This window comes from Micromonospora citrea, assembly GCF_900090315.1.
In the GTDB taxonomy this organism is placed as follows: Bacteria; Actinomycetota; Actinomycetes; order Mycobacteriales; family Micromonosporaceae; genus Micromonospora; species Micromonospora citrea.
In genome coordinates, this window is record NZ_FMHZ01000002.1 from 2,400,507 (window position 1) to 2,414,499 (window position 13,993).

At 73.1% G+C, this 13,993-nt stretch carries 14 protein-coding genes and 1 other RNA gene; 4 read left to right on the top strand and 11 right to left on the bottom strand.

Annotated features, from left to right (window positions below; genetic code table 11):
- Positions 1-26 precede the first annotated feature (26 nt).
- On the top strand, positions 27-1,622 hold the full coding sequence (mdlC, locus tag GA0070606_RS10905) for a benzoylformate decarboxylase (RefSeq protein ID WP_091097354.1): 1,596 nt from the start codon (positions 27-29) through the stop codon (positions 1,620-1,622).
- A 51-nt stretch (positions 1,623-1,673) separates the two neighbouring features.
- Here the strand turns inward: mdlC and GA0070606_RS10910 are convergent, their stop codons facing one another.
- The 10 genes from GA0070606_RS10910 to pruA all read right to left on the bottom strand — a co-directional run bounded on the left by GA0070606_RS10910 (position 1,674) and on the right by pruA (position 10,803).
- Positions 1,674-2,657: a hypothetical protein gene (locus GA0070606_RS10910; protein WP_091097356.1), complete on the bottom strand. Its 984-nt coding sequence runs from the start codon at positions 2,655-2,657 to the stop codon at positions 1,674-1,676.
- Between the two features lie 40 nt (positions 2,658-2,697).
- Positions 2,698-3,168, bottom strand: coding sequence for a hypothetical protein (locus GA0070606_RS10915; protein ID WP_091097358.1), 471 nt, complete (start codon positions 3,166-3,168; stop codon positions 2,698-2,700).
- A gap of 242 nt (positions 3,169-3,410) precedes the next feature.
- Positions 3,411-3,786: a transfer-messenger RNA gene (ssrA, locus tag GA0070606_RS10920) on the bottom strand.
- A gap of 106 nt (positions 3,787-3,892) precedes the next feature.
- Positions 3,893-4,372 carry an SsrA-binding protein SmpB gene (gene smpB / locus GA0070606_RS10925; RefSeq protein WP_091107577.1) on the bottom strand — a complete coding sequence of 160 codons (480 nt, stop codon included), beginning with the start codon at positions 4,370-4,372 and terminating at the stop codon, positions 3,893-3,895.
- A 137-nt stretch (positions 4,373-4,509) separates the two neighbouring features.
- Complete coding sequence (ftsX, locus tag GA0070606_RS10930) at positions 4,510-5,385, bottom strand: permease-like cell division protein FtsX (protein WP_091097360.1); 876 nt, start codon at positions 5,383-5,385, stop codon at positions 4,510-4,512.
- Positions 5,386-5,451: 66 nt separating this feature from the next.
- A complete protein-coding gene (gene ftsE / locus GA0070606_RS10935; RefSeq protein ID WP_091097362.1) occupies positions 5,452-6,132 on the bottom strand; it encodes a cell division ATP-binding protein FtsE in 681 nt (226 codons plus the stop codon).
- A gap of 118 nt (positions 6,133-6,250) precedes the next feature.
- The gene (gene prfB, locus GA0070606_RS10940; protein ID WP_091097364.1) at positions 6,251-7,372 is read right to left on the bottom strand and encodes a peptide chain release factor 2; all 1,122 of its coding nucleotides are present in this window, start codon (positions 7,370-7,372) and stop codon (positions 6,251-6,253) included.
- A gap of 274 nt (positions 7,373-7,646) precedes the next feature.
- Positions 7,647-8,162, bottom strand: a complete 516-nt coding sequence (locus GA0070606_RS10945; RefSeq protein WP_091097366.1) for a PadR family transcriptional regulator — start codon at positions 8,160-8,162, stop codon at positions 7,647-7,649.
- Between the two features lie 120 nt (positions 8,163-8,282).
- Complete coding sequence (locus GA0070606_RS10950; RefSeq protein WP_091097369.1) at positions 8,283-9,086, bottom strand: tryptophan 2,3-dioxygenase; 804 nt, start codon at positions 9,084-9,086, stop codon at positions 8,283-8,285.
- A gap of 88 nt (positions 9,087-9,174) precedes the next feature.
- Positions 9,175-10,803, bottom strand: a complete 1,629-nt coding sequence (gene pruA, locus GA0070606_RS10955) for an L-glutamate gamma-semialdehyde dehydrogenase (protein ID WP_091097370.1) — start codon at positions 10,801-10,803, stop codon at positions 9,175-9,177.
- Positions 10,804-11,082: 279 nt separating this feature from the next.
- On the opposite strand from pruA, the gene GA0070606_RS10960 reads away from it, so the two are divergent.
- Complete coding sequence (locus GA0070606_RS10960; RefSeq protein WP_091097373.1) at positions 11,083-12,222, top strand: hypothetical protein; 1,140 nt, start codon at positions 11,083-11,085, stop codon at positions 12,220-12,222.
- 28 nt (positions 12,223-12,250) lie between these two features.
- Here the strand turns inward: GA0070606_RS10960 and GA0070606_RS10965 are convergent, their stop codons facing one another.
- A complete protein-coding gene (locus GA0070606_RS10965) occupies positions 12,251-12,760 on the bottom strand; it encodes a DUF6912 family protein (RefSeq protein WP_091097374.1) in 510 nt (169 codons plus the stop codon).
- A 216-nt stretch (positions 12,761-12,976) separates the two neighbouring features.
- On the opposite strand from GA0070606_RS10965, the gene GA0070606_RS10970 reads away from it, so the two are divergent.
- Together GA0070606_RS10970 and GA0070606_RS10975 are read left to right on the top strand one after the other, a co-directional pair.
- Positions 12,977-13,204 (top strand): helix-turn-helix domain-containing protein, encoded by a 228-nt coding sequence (locus GA0070606_RS10970; RefSeq protein WP_091097378.1) that lies wholly within the window; start codon positions 12,977-12,979, stop codon positions 13,202-13,204.
- 103 nt (positions 13,205-13,307) lie between these two features.
- Positions 13,308-13,910, top strand: coding sequence for an Rv3235 family protein (locus tag GA0070606_RS10975; protein ID WP_091097381.1), 603 nt, complete (start codon positions 13,308-13,310; stop codon positions 13,908-13,910).
- Positions 13,911-13,993: the final 83 nt, after the last annotated feature.

A 13,993-nucleotide genomic window follows, 5' to 3' on the forward strand; every position in this document is an offset into this window, starting at 1 on the left:
GAGCCGTCCCGATAGATTCAGGGGCGATGGCAACGGTCCGCGACACCACGTACGACCTGCTGCGCGCCCTCGGTCTGACCACCGTCTTCGGCAACCCGGGCTCCACCGAGGAGCCGTTCCTGCGGGACTTCCCGGACGACTTCCACTACGTGCTCGCCCTGCACGAGGCGTCGGCGGTCGGGATGGCCGACGGCTACGCCCAGGCCACCGGCCGGCCGGCGCACGTCAACCTGCACACCGCGCCCGGCACGGGCAACGGCATGGGCAACCTCGTCACGGCGTGGCACAACCGGACCCCGCTGATCGTCACCGCCGGCCAGCAGACCCGGGAGATGCTGCTGCTCGAACCCCGCCTGACCAGCCGGCGGGCCACCGAGCTGCCGCAGCCGTACGTCAAGTGGAGCCACGAGCCGGTCCGCGCGCAGGACGTCCCGGCGGCGCTGATGCGGGCGTACGCGACCGCGGTGCAGCCGCCCGCCGGGCCGGTCTTCCTCTCGCTGCCGCTGGACGACTGGGCCCAGCCCGCCGGCCCGCCCCCGCAGGTGCGTACGGTGGCCACCCGGTTCGCGCCCGACCCCGGGCGACTGCGGGAGTTCGCCGCCGTGCTGGCCGCGAGCCGCGCGCCCGCGCTGGTGCTCGGCGCGGCCGTGGACCGGGCCGGCGGGTGGCCGGCCGCCGTGGCCCTGGCGGAGCTGCTCGCCGCGCCCGTCTGGTCCGCCCCCGCCCCGGAGCGGGCCGCCTTCCCCGAGGACCACCCGAACTTCCGCGGGGTGCTGCCCTTCGCGATGGGGCCGCTGGCGGAGTCGCTGGACGGGCACGACACCGTGCTGGTGGTGGGCGCGCCGGTGTTCCGCTACTACCCGCACGTGCCGGGCGACCACCTGCCCGACGGCGCCCGGCTGCTGCACGTCACGGACGACCCGGACGAGGCCGCCCGCGCCCCGGTCGGCGACAGCCTGCTCGGCGACGCCGGGCTGGCCCTGGCCGCCCTCGTGGACCTGCTGCCGGCGGCGGACCGGCCGGCGCCGCCGCCGCGCCCCGCCCCGACCCCGCCGCCCGACGGGCTGCCGCTGGCCCCGGACGCGCTCTTCGCGGCCCTGGCCCGGCACTGGCCGGCCGACGGGATCCTGGTCCAGGAGTCGCCGTCCAGCCTGCCGGCACTGCGCCGGCGGCTGCCCAGCACCTCGCCCGGGTCGTACTTCACGATGGCCAGCGGCGGCCTCGGGTACGGACTGCCGGCGGCGGTCGGCATCGCGCTGGCGCAGCGCGACACCGGCCGGGGCCGCCCGGTGGTCGCGGTCGTCGGCGACGGCTCGTTCCACTACTCGGTGCAGGCCCTCTGGACCGCCGCGCGGCTGCGCCTGCCGCTGGTCGTCGTGGTGCCGGTCAACCAGCAGTACGCCATCCTGAAGGCCTTCGCCGACTTCAAGCAGACGCCCGGCGTGCCCGGCCTGGACCTGCCGGGGCTGGACGTCACCGCCATCGCCCGGGGCTACGGCTGCGCGGCCTCGGTGGTGGAGACCCCCGACCAGCTCGGCGACGCGCTGGCCACCGGGCTGCGCGCCGACGGGCCGACGGTGCTGCCGGTGCCGGTCAGCACCGAGGTGCCCCGGCTCCTGTGAGGCGCCGCCGGGGCGACCCGGTGCTGACCGGCCGCGTCGGTGGGCGGGGCGTCAGCCCGTGGTGAGGCGCAGCGGGGCGCCGGTGAGCACGTCGAGCACCGGCCGGTCGCCGAGCGGCGCCTTCAGCGAGGCGGTCACCGGTTCGAGCTTCAGCATCATCGTGCACGGGCCGGTCGCGGTGGTGGCGCCGCCGCCGACCACCACCACGTCGTCGTGTTCCCGCACCAGCGGGATGATCGCCGTGTCGCAGCTGCCCACCCCGAGCCGCCAGGTCAGCGTGGCGCCGTCGACGGCCCGGAGGTCCTGGGCGCCGACCACGCCCTGCGGGCCCGGCTTCGCCGGGGCCGTCGGCTCGGGCGCGGCGGTGACCGCCTCCGGGGCCACGGCCAGGCGGGCCACCGGCGCGGAGAGCTCCTCAACGGTGAACAGCCACGCGGGCACCTGCGCCTCGCCGCGGCTGGTCCGCACGGGCGCGGTGCCGAGCTTCACGGCGGTGACCGTCAGCGGGACGCAGGCGGTGTTCGGGGCGCTGCTGACCGGGCCGTCCGGCCCCGGCTCGACGGTGGGGCCGCCGGTGCCGGGCTTGCCGGGCCGGCCGGGGAACGTCGGCCCGGCGGGGCCCTTCGGCCGGCCGGCGCACGGCGGCGGGTCGCCCTGGTCGAGCTGCCCGTAGGCCGTGGCCGCGCTGATCAGCGGGACGGTGAGGGTGCCGTCCGGGAACCTGACGGTGCCGTCGGCGGGTTTCGCGGTGGGCAGCTCGATCTGCTCGCGGTACCAGCCGTTGCGGAAGGCCGCCTCGGTGTCCGGGGTGAAGCCCGGATCGCCGACCAGCACCGTCGGATCCTGCAGGGGCACGTATCGGGTCGTCCATTCCGGGCCCGGCCGCCACGCCCCGGCGACCTCGGTGGCCCGGGACATGAACGCCATCCGGCGGGGGTCGCCGTCGGAGAGCTCGGAGGGTCTGGACCCGGCCGCGGCGCAACCGGCGACGATCATCAGCAGTGGCAGGCCCAGCAGGGCGGCGGTACGGCGCATGTCGGTTGGACGCCGGGCCGCCGCCGCCGGTTCCCGGTGTTCAGGTCTCTCCCCCGAGATCCGTCTCGTACGCCTGCCAGAGCAGGTCCGCGCCGCGCTGCCGGTGCCCGGCGAGGGCGCTCGCCAGCCGCCCGGCCCGGACGACGAGGTCGTCGGCCGACGCCTCCGGCAGTTCCGCCGCCCGGTGCAGGGCCGCCAGCGCGGCGGCGATCGCGGCGTGCTCCCCGGCCAGCCGCCGCACGCCGCGTTCCAGCCGTGGCGCGTGCCCGAGCAGCTCGGCGTAGAGGCCGGCGGGCCCCTCGGTGGCCCGGACGTGCTCCGCGAAGCCCCGCCGCACGGGGCCGAGCCGGAGCAGGACCCGCTCCCGCCAGTTCGGCTCGGTGGGCGGGGCCGCCAGGGCCCGCGTGAGCGCGCGCAGGTCACCGAGGAGGGTGACGGGGGGCCGGCGGGCGGCGGGCGGCCGGAGCGCCCCCTGGACGGTGGACGGCTGCTGGATCGGACCGGTGACCATGGGCACCTCCCGCGTCGCGTCTGACCGCGTACAGCGATGGTGGACCCGTCGCGTTCGCCCTGTCCAGGGGCCGTGCGCACCTCATCGGTCCCGATGGCCCCAGCGGCCCCTCGGGCCCCGGTGGCCCCTGCGGGCGCGGCGGCCCTCCCGTCCCGGTGGCGTGGCCCTGGCCCTACGGGCGGGGCCCCGGGTCCGGATACGACGATGCGCCCCGGTCCGGTGGACCGGGGCGCATCGTCCGGTGGTGGAGGTGCCGGGAATCGAACCCGGGTCCTTCGCCGCCTTGTCAGGGCTTCTCCGAGCGCAGCTCGCTGTGCCTCTACTCGGCCCCTCCGATCACGCGAGCGAGTCGGTGTGACGGGCCCAGTCGCTGATTGATCTCGCCGCACGGACCCCGCGACCGGGTCCGATTGGCCAGCCTCCTAGCTGATGCCGGCTAACTGGGTCGAAGGCGCTCCCAGGCCGACAGACTTGCTACTCGCCTCAGGCGGCGAGAGCGAAGTCAGCGCGATTGTTCTTGGCGCTTATTGGTTTCCGACGAACGATTCTCGAGACGACGTCGGCTTCCTCGGCTCGCTTCCCCTGCCGCAACGTACGAAGTCGAAACCAGTCACCCCCTCGACAGGCCGCCGGTTGTGGCGGCACTGACAAGCGTAACGCCTGCCGCAACGGGTTTCATCCCGAGCCCCGGCTCGACGCGCCGACCCGGACACAGGCGGACAGATCAGTCATCCATCCCCTTGCCGCGCCGGCCGGCGATCCGGGCGATCTCCCGGTCCGCGTCCCGCTTGGCGAGGTCCTGCCGCTTGTCGTACGACTTCTTGCCCTTGGCCAGGGCGATCTCCACCTTCGCCCAGCCGTCGGAGAAGTAGACCTGCAACGGGACCATGGTCAGGCCGCCCTCGCGGGTCTTGCCGATCAGCCGGTCGATCTCCAGCCGCTTGAGCAGCAGCTTGCGGGTCCGCCGGGGCTCGTGGTTGGTCCAGGTGCCCTGCGTGTACTCCGGGATGTGCATGCCGTGCAGGTAGAGCTCGCCGTTGCGCTCCTGCGCGAACGCGTCGACCAGCGACGCGCGCCCGGCCCGCAGCGACTTGACCTCGGTGCCCGTCAGCGCCATGCCCGCCTCGTAGGTGTCGAGGATCGAGTAGTCGTGCCGGGCCTTCTTGTTGGAGGCGACGACCTTGCGTCCCTTTTCCCGTGGCATCGGCGCCACCCCCTCTTCCGTGTGATCCGCGCCCGGGCGACCGGCCGCGGAGCGGAGATCATGCTACCCGAACGACAAGGACCCTCCCGCGCCGTTTATTCCGCCGGCGTGGGAGGGTCCGTCGAGCCGTACGGAGACTAGACCCGCAGGTAGAAGCGGAGGGTGACCCAGGCGGTGACCGCGCTGACCAGGCCGCCGACGCCGGCCATCAGCGGGAACATCACCAGGATGTCGCCCCAGCCCACCGGGGACAGCAGGCCCTGCAACGCCTGGAGCGAACCGTCGAAGAGCAGATACTTCGCCGCGATCAGGGCCACCAGGCCGAGCAGCGAGCCGATCAGGCCGGCGACCACGGCCTCCAGCACGAACGGCGCCTGGATGAACCAGTTCGACGCGCCGACGAGCTTCATGACCGCGACCTCGCGCCGCTTGCTGTACGCCGCGACCTGGATCGTGTTGGCGACCAGGAGCAGCGCGGCGACGGCCATCACGATCGCGGCGGCCAGGGCGATGTTCTGGATCGAGGTGAGGATGTCGAAGATCTTGTCCAGCAGCCGGGACTGGTCGACGATCTCGTCGACGCCCTCGGCGTCCTTGTACTGGTCGTAGATGCTCTTGTACTGCTCGGGATTGTTGAGCGTGAGCCGGAACGACTCGGGCAGGCTGTCGGCCTTGACCGCGCTGAGCAGGTCCGGAGCGTCCTGGAACATCTCCTGGAAGCGCTTGTAGGCCTCGTCCTTGTTGACGTAGATGGTCTCCTTGACCAGCGGGTCGCCCTCCAGCTTGGCGGCCAGCGCGTCACGCTGCTCGGGGGTCACCTCCTGGTTCAGGAAGATCGAGACCTGGATGTTCTTGTAGTACAGGTCCTTCATGTCGTCGACCTGGCGGTACATGAGACCGCTGGCGCCGAGCATGGTCAGCGAGACCGCCATCGTGATGATCATCGCGATGGTCATGGTCACGTTGCGCCACAGTCCGACCAGTACCTCGGACAGGACGTATTTCACGCGCATCGGGATTTCCTCCGGGTCTCCGGCATGAGGTGTTCGTCGTCAGGCTGCGCAGGGGGTGGCGTCGGCTCAGCCGTAGACGCCGCGGGCCTGGTCGCGCACGATGCGGCCGCTCTCGATCTCGATGACCCGACGGCGCATCTGGTTCACGATGTTGGAGTCGTGCGTGACCATCACGACGGTCGTGCCGGTGCGGTTGATCCGGTCCAGCAGGCGCATGATCTCGATCGAGGTGTCCGGGTCCAGGTTTCCGGTCGGCTCGTCCGCGAGCAGGATCAGCGGGCGGTTCACGAACGCCCGGGCGACGGCCACCCGCTGCTGCTCACCACCGGAGAGCTCGTGCGGGTAGCGGTGCTCCTTGCCACCGAGCCCGACCAGCTCCAGCACCTCCGGCACGACCCGGCGGGCGACCGCCTTGGTCTTGCCGATCACCTCGAGGGCGAACGCCACGTTCTCGTACGCGGTGCGGTTCGGCAGCAGCCGGAAGTCCTGGAACACGCAGCCGATGGAACGCCGGAAGTGGGGTCGCTTCCACGAGCGCATCGACGTGACGTCCTTGCTGTTGACGATGACCCGGCCCTTGTTGGGCGAGACCTCGTGCAGCAGCAGCTTGATGATGGTGGACTTGCCGGAGCCGGATGGACCGATGAAGAAGACGAACTCGCCCTTCTCGATCGAGACGGACACGTTGTCGAGCGAAGGCCGGGACGCCTTCGGGTACGTCTTCGTCACTTGCTCAAGCTGAATCACGGGTGGTGAGTCTACGCGGTGTAACCGGGGAGCCAAGCCCCACGCCCCGCCGTTGCGAGTCGAGTCATCTATTTGGTGCGGATCGCGGAGATCGACGACGCGCTCCGCCCGCGATCGATCACGCTGCGTCGCCGGCGATCTGCTGCTGCTTGCGCCACCGGATACCGGCCTCGATGAAGCTGTCCAGGTCGCCGTCGAAGACCGAGGACGGGTTGCCGGTCTCCTGCTCGGTCCGCAGGTCCTTGACCATCTGGTAGGGGTGCAGGACGTACGAGCGCATCTGGTCGCCCCACGAGCCGGCGGCGTCGGTCTTCAGGCCCTGGAGCTTGGCCTGCTCCTCCTGGCGCTTGCGCTCCAGCAGCCGGGCCTGGAGCACCCGCAGCGCGGACGCCTTGTTCTGCAGCTGGGACTTCTCGTTCTGGCAGGTGACCACGATGCCGGTCGGGATGTGCGTGATCCGCACGGCGGAGTCGGTGGTGTTGACGCTCTGCCCGCCCGGGCCGGACGAGCGGTAGACGTCGATCCGCATCTCGTTCTCGGGGATGTCGATGTGGTCGGTCTGCTCCACCACCGGCAGCACCTCGACGCCGGCGAAGCTGGTCTGCCGGCGGCCCTGGTTGTCGAACGGGCTGATCCGGACCAGCCGGTGGGTGCCCGACTCGACGCTGAGCGTGCCGTAGGCGTAGGGGACCTTGACCGTGAAGGTGGCGGACTTGAGGCCCGCCTCCTCGGCGTAGGAGGTCTCGTAGACCTCCGTCGGGTAGCCGTGCCGCTCGGCCCAGCGCAGGTACATCCGCAGGAGCATCTCGGCGAAGTCCGCCGCGTCCACGCCGCCGGCGCCCGCCCGGATGGCGACCAGCGCCTCCCGGGAGTCGTACTCGCCGGAGAGCAGGGTGCGGACCTCCATCTCCTGGATGGCCTTGGTCAGCCCGGCGATCTCCGTCTCGACCTCGGTGAGGACCCCGGGGTCGGACTCGGCCTCGGCCAGCTCCAGCAGCACGGAGGCGTCGTCGAGGCGGGAGCGGAGGCTGCCGAGCTTGCTGATCTCACCGTTGACGTACGACAGCTGCGAGGTCACCTGCTGCGCCTTGGCCTGGTCGTCCCACAGGTCGGGCGCGGAGGCCTCCTGCTCCAGGCGGGCCTTGTCCTGCCGCAGCCGGTCGATGTCGAGCACCGACTCGATGTTGCGCAGGGTGGCGTCGAGGTCCTTGAGCTGTTCGGCGTAATCGGCAGCGGTCACGACAGACAAGGGTACTGCGCGTGCGAGGAGTGAGCTTGCGAGCCCCGCAGTCACGAGCGAAAGAGTTCGCCGCGCGTGCGAGGAGTGAGCTTGCGAGCCCCGCAGTCACGAGCGAAAGAGTTCGCCGCGCGTGCGAGGAGTGAGCTTGCGAGCCCCGCAGTCACGAGCGAAAGAGTTCGCCGCGCGTGCGAGGAGTGAGCTTGCGAGCCCCGCAGTCACGAGCGAAAGAGTTCGCCGCGCGTGCGAGGAGGTGGGGCGGACCGGGGCGGGTGGGTCAGCCGACCGGGGCGCTCTTCAGCCAGGACAGGGCCGCCTTGTGGTAGGCGACGGCGAACTCCAGCGCGCTGGCGTCGTACGTCTCGCCTTCCTTCTTGGCGTTCTTGACCTGCTCGCGGACCTTGGCGAGCGCCTCGGTGTGGTATTCGTTGGCCGCGGCCTGGAGGTTCTTGAGCTGGCTGGCCGAGTGCAGGTTGCCGAAGGCGATCCGCAGGGCGATCGGGTTGCGGATGGTGTCCCGGCCCGGGTCCTCCGCCAGCCAGCGGGAAAATGTCCGTTTCCCGGCCGCGGTGATCGCGTACGGCTGACTGGAGCGCGGCCCGGGCTTGCCCATCCGGACGAGGCCCCGCTCGGCCAGCACCGGCAGCTCGCGGTAGACCTGGCTACGGGTCATCGACCAGTACGGCGCCAGCCGTCGCTCGGCGGCGGCCATCAACTGGCCACCTGTCATGGGGCCCTCGTGGAGCAGCCCGAGCAGGGCCGCCGCCGTGGGGTTGACTCCGGAATCCGCCATGCCCCTCACGCTGCCACTTTGCCGTCGTGGCGTCCAGGATTTCACGGTTTCGCCACCCGGTAGGGCTTCCTATGTGCACTGTCGGCGCGAGACAGTCCGCGCCGGAGCCCCGCGCGGCACTCAGAGTCGGCTGCGCAGCTCCCACAGCTCGGGGTAGAACCGGGTCTCCACCCGGGAGCGCAGGTAGGCCCCGCCGGCCGAGCCACCGGTGCCCGGTTTGGTGCCGATCTGCCGTTCCGCCATCAGCACGTGCCGGGCCCGCCACAGCGAGAACGCCTGGTCGTGCGCGACCAGCGCCTCGGCGAGGTCCCACAGCGGCCCGAAGCGCTCCCGGTCCGCCGCGATCGTGGCGTACGCCGAGAATCGGGCCTCCGCCTCGGAGACGTCGAAACCGGCCCCGCCGAGCACGGCCAGGAAGCCGTCCCAGAGGCTCGGCTCGGCCAGCCGCCGTTCCAGCCGCTCCCGCTCCGCGTCGGGCAGCCCACGGAAGCGGCGCAGGTAGCCCGGGTCCTTGAGGCCGGAGAGGAACTCGATCTCCCGGAACTGGGCCGACTGGAAGCCCGAGGCCGGGGCGAGTTTGGTGCGGAAGGCCAGGAAGTCCTGCGGGGTCATCGTGTCGATCACGTCGACCTGGCCGACCAGCACCCGCTCCACGACGTGGCAGCGCTCCAGCCGCACCCGGGGGAGGTAGGTCTCGCCGTCCAGCATCCGGTCCCGGGCGTCGGTCAGCTCGGAGAGCAGCAGCTTGAACCACAGCTCGTAGACCTGGTGGATGGTGATGAAGAGCAGCTCGTCGTGGGAGGCCGGGTCGGACTCGGGCACCTGGGCCGCCAGCAGGTCGGCCAGCCGCAGGTAGTCGCTGTAGGTGAGCAGGCCACCCTGCTCACCGAAGTGGGGATCGCGCGCGGGGGTGGGGTGGGTCACAGCGGCCACGGTACCGCCGCCGCCCCAACCCCGCCCGCCGGCGGGAAGGGGCCCCTTCCCGTACGCGGAAGGGGCCCGTCCGCACGCCTCAGCCCATGTGGGGGTAGGTGTGGTCGGTCGGCGCGACGAAGGTCTCCTTGATCGTCCGGGGCGACATCCACCGGATCAGGTTGTGCCAGGAGCCGGCCTTGTCGTTGGTGCCGCTGGCCCGGGCGCCGCCGAAGGGCTGCTGCCCGACCACCGCGCCGGTCGGCTTGTCGTTGATGTAGAAGTTGCCGGCGGCGTACCGCATCTTCTCGGCCACCGCGTCGACCACCCGACGGTCGGTCGCGAAGATCGACCCGGTCAGCGCGTACGGCGCGATCGACTCCGCCTGCGCGACCACGTCGTCGAAGCGGGCGTCGTCGAAGACGTGCACGCCGAGGATCGGCCCGAAGTACTCGGTCGTGAACGTCTCGTGCGCCGCGTCCGTGCACTCGAACAGCGTCGGCCGGACGAAGTATCCGACGGAGTCGTCGGCGGTGCCGCCCGCGACGACCCGGCAGGCGTCGTCACCGGCGATCAGCTCCAGCGCGGCGGTGTGCCTGTCGAACGCCTTGGCGTCGATCACCGCGCCGCCGAAGTTGGCGAAGTCGGCCACGTCGCCGTAGGTGAGGGACTCCGTGGTGGCGGCCAGCCGGTCGCGCAGCCCGCCCTCCCAGAGCGACCGCGGCACGTACGCCCGGGACGCCGCGGAGCACTTCTGGCCCTGGTATTCGAAGGCGCCCCGGATCAGCGCGGTGTGCAGGGCGTCGACGTCCGCGCTGGTGTGCGCGACGACGAAGTCCTTGCCGCCGGTCTCGCCGACCAGTCGCGGGTAGCCCCGGTAGCGGGAGATGTTCTCCCCGACGGTCTTCCACAGGTGCTGGAAGACCTTGGTGGAGCCGGTGAAGTGGATGCCCGCCAGGTCGGGGTCGGCGAGCACGACGTCGGAGACCTCCTCGCCGCGCCCGGTGACCATGTTGATCACGCCGGGGGGCAGGCCGGCCGCCTCGAACAGCCGCATGGTGAAGTGCGCGGCGAACTGCTGGGTCGGGCCCGGCTTCCAGACCACCGTGTTGCCCAGCAGGGCCGGCGCCGAGGGCAGGTTGCCGGCGATCGCGGTGAAGTTGAACGGGGTGATCGCGTAGACGAAGCCCTCCAGCGGGCGGTGGTCGAAGCGGTTCCACACGCCCGGGGAGGACATCGGCTGCTCCTCCAGCAGCTTCCGCGCGAAGTGCACGTTGAAGCGGAGGAAGTCGACGAACTCGCAGGCCGAGTCGATCTCGGCCTGGATGGCGGTCTTCGACTGGCCGAGCATGGTGGCCGCGTTCAGGGTGTCGCGCCAGGGGCCGGCGAGCAGCTCGGCGGCGCGCAGGAAGATCGCCGCCCGTTCCTCGAACGGCAGCGCCCGCCACATCGGGGCGGCGTCCTTGGCGGCCTTGACCGCCGCGCGGGCGTCGTCGTGGGTGGCGTGGGCGGTGACGCCGAGCACGTGCGCGTGCTTGTGCGGCTGCACCACGTCGATCGACTCGCCGGCGGCCATCCGCCGCTCGCCGGCGATGGTCATCGGCAGGTCGATCCGCTCGGCGGCCAGCTCGGCCAGCCGCCGCTGGAGCCGTTCCCGGTCGGCACTGCCCGGCTCGTAGTTGCGCACCGGCTCGTTGCGCGGCTCGGGTACGGAGAACACGGCGTCCATCAGGGCTCCTGGCGATCTCGACGGCGATGGCGAAATCGGACCCGCGGGCACCGACCGGACGGCCGGGGCCGGACGCCGCGGGGGTGGACCGGTCGCGGCGGCGGGACCTCGCCCGATTCTTCCACGACCCGCCGCCCGCCCCACCACCACCGACCGCCGCCCGCGGGGCGGGCGGCTGCGCTCCGTGGGCCGGGAGTCCGGGCCCGACGGGCGCGTACGCTGGGTGGCCGGTGAACTGCCGGCCCCGCCGAGGGCCGGGCGTCCGTCGGAGGGAAGAGGATGACCAAGCAGCCCGGCAGCTCCGCCGCCGCGGAGTCCGACCAGCCGGTTCCGGTGGCCGACGAGACCGCCGCCGAGCCGGGCCCGGCCGACGCCGCCGGGTCGGACCTGCCGGCCGACGGTACGGGGACCGGGCCGGCCGACGGTACGGGGACCGGGCCGGCCGACGGTACGGGGACCGGGCCGGCCGACGGTACGGGGACCGGGCCGGCGCTCGCGCCCGGCGCGCCGGCGCTCGCGCTGCTGGCCCTCGGCTGGCTGGCCGCGATGCTCTGGTCGACGCGCGAGGTGATCCACTCGGCGGCCGCCGGCCTCACCGCCATCAGCCTCTCCGCCTTCGCCCTGCCGGGGGTGATCTCGGCCGCGCTGGTCGCCGGCGCCGCCTTCGCCCTCTTCGGCGTCGACCTGCTCGCCCGCCGGGGCAGCGACCGGGTCACCCTGCGCTTCGTGGCGGCGATCGGCACCGGCCTGCTCGTCGCGCTCGCCGCCGCGTTCGCGATCAACCTGACGTACGCCGACAACGCGACCACCAGCGTCATCGCCGGCACCACCGCCGCAGCCGCGACCATCGGCGGGGCCGTCGCCGGCGCCCGCACCGCGCCCGTGGTCGGGGCGGTGGTCGCCGCCGCCCTCGGCACGCTGATCTTCGTGGTGGCCTTCAGCCGGGCCCGCGACCCGCTCTTCGACCTCTTCGGCGCCGGCGACAGCCAGGAGTCGCTGCTCACCGCCGCCAAGTGGGTGTCGCGCACGGAGTCGCTGCTCGCCGGCCTGGTGGCGGGGCTGCTCGCCTTCGGCTACCTGACCTGGGCGCGCCGCCGGGCCGCCCGGCTGGACGCGACGGCGCCCGCGCCGCGCTGGCCCGCGTACCTGCTGGCCGGGGCCGGCCCGGGCCTGCTCCTGCTCCTCACCGAGGTGATCATTCGGATCGGCGGGCGCTCCCTGCTCGACCTGGCCGGCGCGCTGAGCGAGGCGGACGCGGTGGCGCAGACCTCGTTGGGCACCTCGCGCGTGGACAACGGCATCTGGGTGCTCTTCGTCGGCGCGCTGACCGCGATGATCGCCTTCGGCCGCACCCTGGGGCCGGCCCGCGCCGACGACGAGGACGAGGACGAGCCGGGCGAGGTCGGCACCGCCCGCTGAGGCCCTCGCCGGGCGGCGACCGGCGGAGTCAGGAGGCGGCGCGGAGCAGGACGTCCAGCTCCGAGACGTCGTACCACTCCAGCTCGTGGTCCTCGGCCCCGTCGACGGTGAACTGCGCGTCCGGGTCACCCGCGAGCGCCTCGGTGACCACCTCCGCCGCCGCGGCGACGTCCCCCACCGCGTCGGCGCCGTCCACGTGGATCGCGGCCACGGCGGCGACGGGCACGGGCGCGCCCAGCTCGATGGCGCTGGAGCCGAGCTCCCCGTCACCCCGACCGACCGCCGAGGCGGGCAAGTCCACCGAGACCACCACCCGGCGGCGGGGCGCGTCGGCGTCGGCCCGGAGCAGTTGGAGCGCGTCCTGGGCGGCCCGGGTGAAGGCGACGTACTCCAGCTCCTCCTCGTCGCCCTCGGCGTACCACTCCCGCAGGGTGGGGGTGACGGCGTGCGCGGCGGCCACGGGCAGGCCCGGCCCGCGCAGGAGGGTCAGCATCGGGACGGTCGCCGGCACGTACACCCGGACAAGCTCCTCGGTCACCGGTCGTCTCCCCCGCTCAGTTCCTCCGCCGGCCCCCGCCGGTCCGGCGCAGATCATGCCGTACGCCGTGACCGTCATACACCTCGCACCCGCCCGGCGGAAGCTTCCGGCCGGCCTGTTCCCCGGTCGTGTCGCCGCCGGGACCCGGCCGCCGGGTGGGCCGTGTCAGCCATCGGTGGCAAACTGAGCCAAACGACGCCGACCCCGGGAGTTTCCGTGGAGCCGAGGTTCCTGCTGCTCTCCGACGTGGCCGCCGAGCTCAACGTGTCGGATTCGCAGGTCTACCACATGGTCCGCAGCGGCGAACTGCCCGCGATCAAGATCGGCGGGCGGGGTCAGTGGCGCGTCGAGCGCGCCCGGCTGGAGGAGTACATCGAGCGCAAGTACGCCGAGACCGCCGAGTGGGTGCGGAGCAACCCGCTGGCGGAGCGCGACCCGGAGTAGCCGCGCGGATCCGCAGAGGCATTGACCGTCGGCTCTGCCATGCCCGAGAATGAGGGCAACCGAAGGCAAACGCAGGCAAACGCAAGATCATGGGAGGGTCAGGATGACCGACTCGCGCCGCCCCGGGCCGACCCGCCCTCCCGTGCGGCTGCGCCCCGCGCCCTCGTTCGAGCCGCCGTTCGCCGACGACGACGCCGCTCACTGGCCCGCCCCCGCCCACGCCCAGCTCGCCCTCGACCTGTTCGAGCCGGCCCGCCGCGACGCCGACCGACCGCCCGGCCGCCGGGCGCGGGTGTCGCCCGCCCCGGCGGGACCGGGGCGCGGCCCGGCCGCCCCGCTGCCTCCCGGCGCGCTGGTGACCGCCACGCCCGAGGCCACCCGGGCCGCCCACCGCTTCGTCGGCACCTGCCTGGAGGTGCTCAACGGCTACCGCCCGCCCGGGCAGCTCCGGCCGCTGCTCGACCCGTCCCGCGCGGCCGGCCTGCTGCCGGAGCTCGCCCGCGCCACCGCCCGGTCCGGCCCGGTGCGGCGCCGGGCCACCCGCCCCGCCGTACGGCTGCGTCGGCTGCGGGTCTGCGAGCCCCGGGCCGCGGCCGTGGAGGCCGCCGCGGTGCTCGCCGGCACGGGCGGGCGCACCTGGGCGATGGCGCTGCGCCTGGAACACCGCCGCGGCGCCTGGCTCTGCACCGCCCTCCAGGTGCTCTGAAACGCGGTCGAGGTGCTCTGAAACGCGGTCGAGCCGCGGTCGGCGAGGACCGCGGCTCGATTCGCTCCAGCGGGGCGCAGACC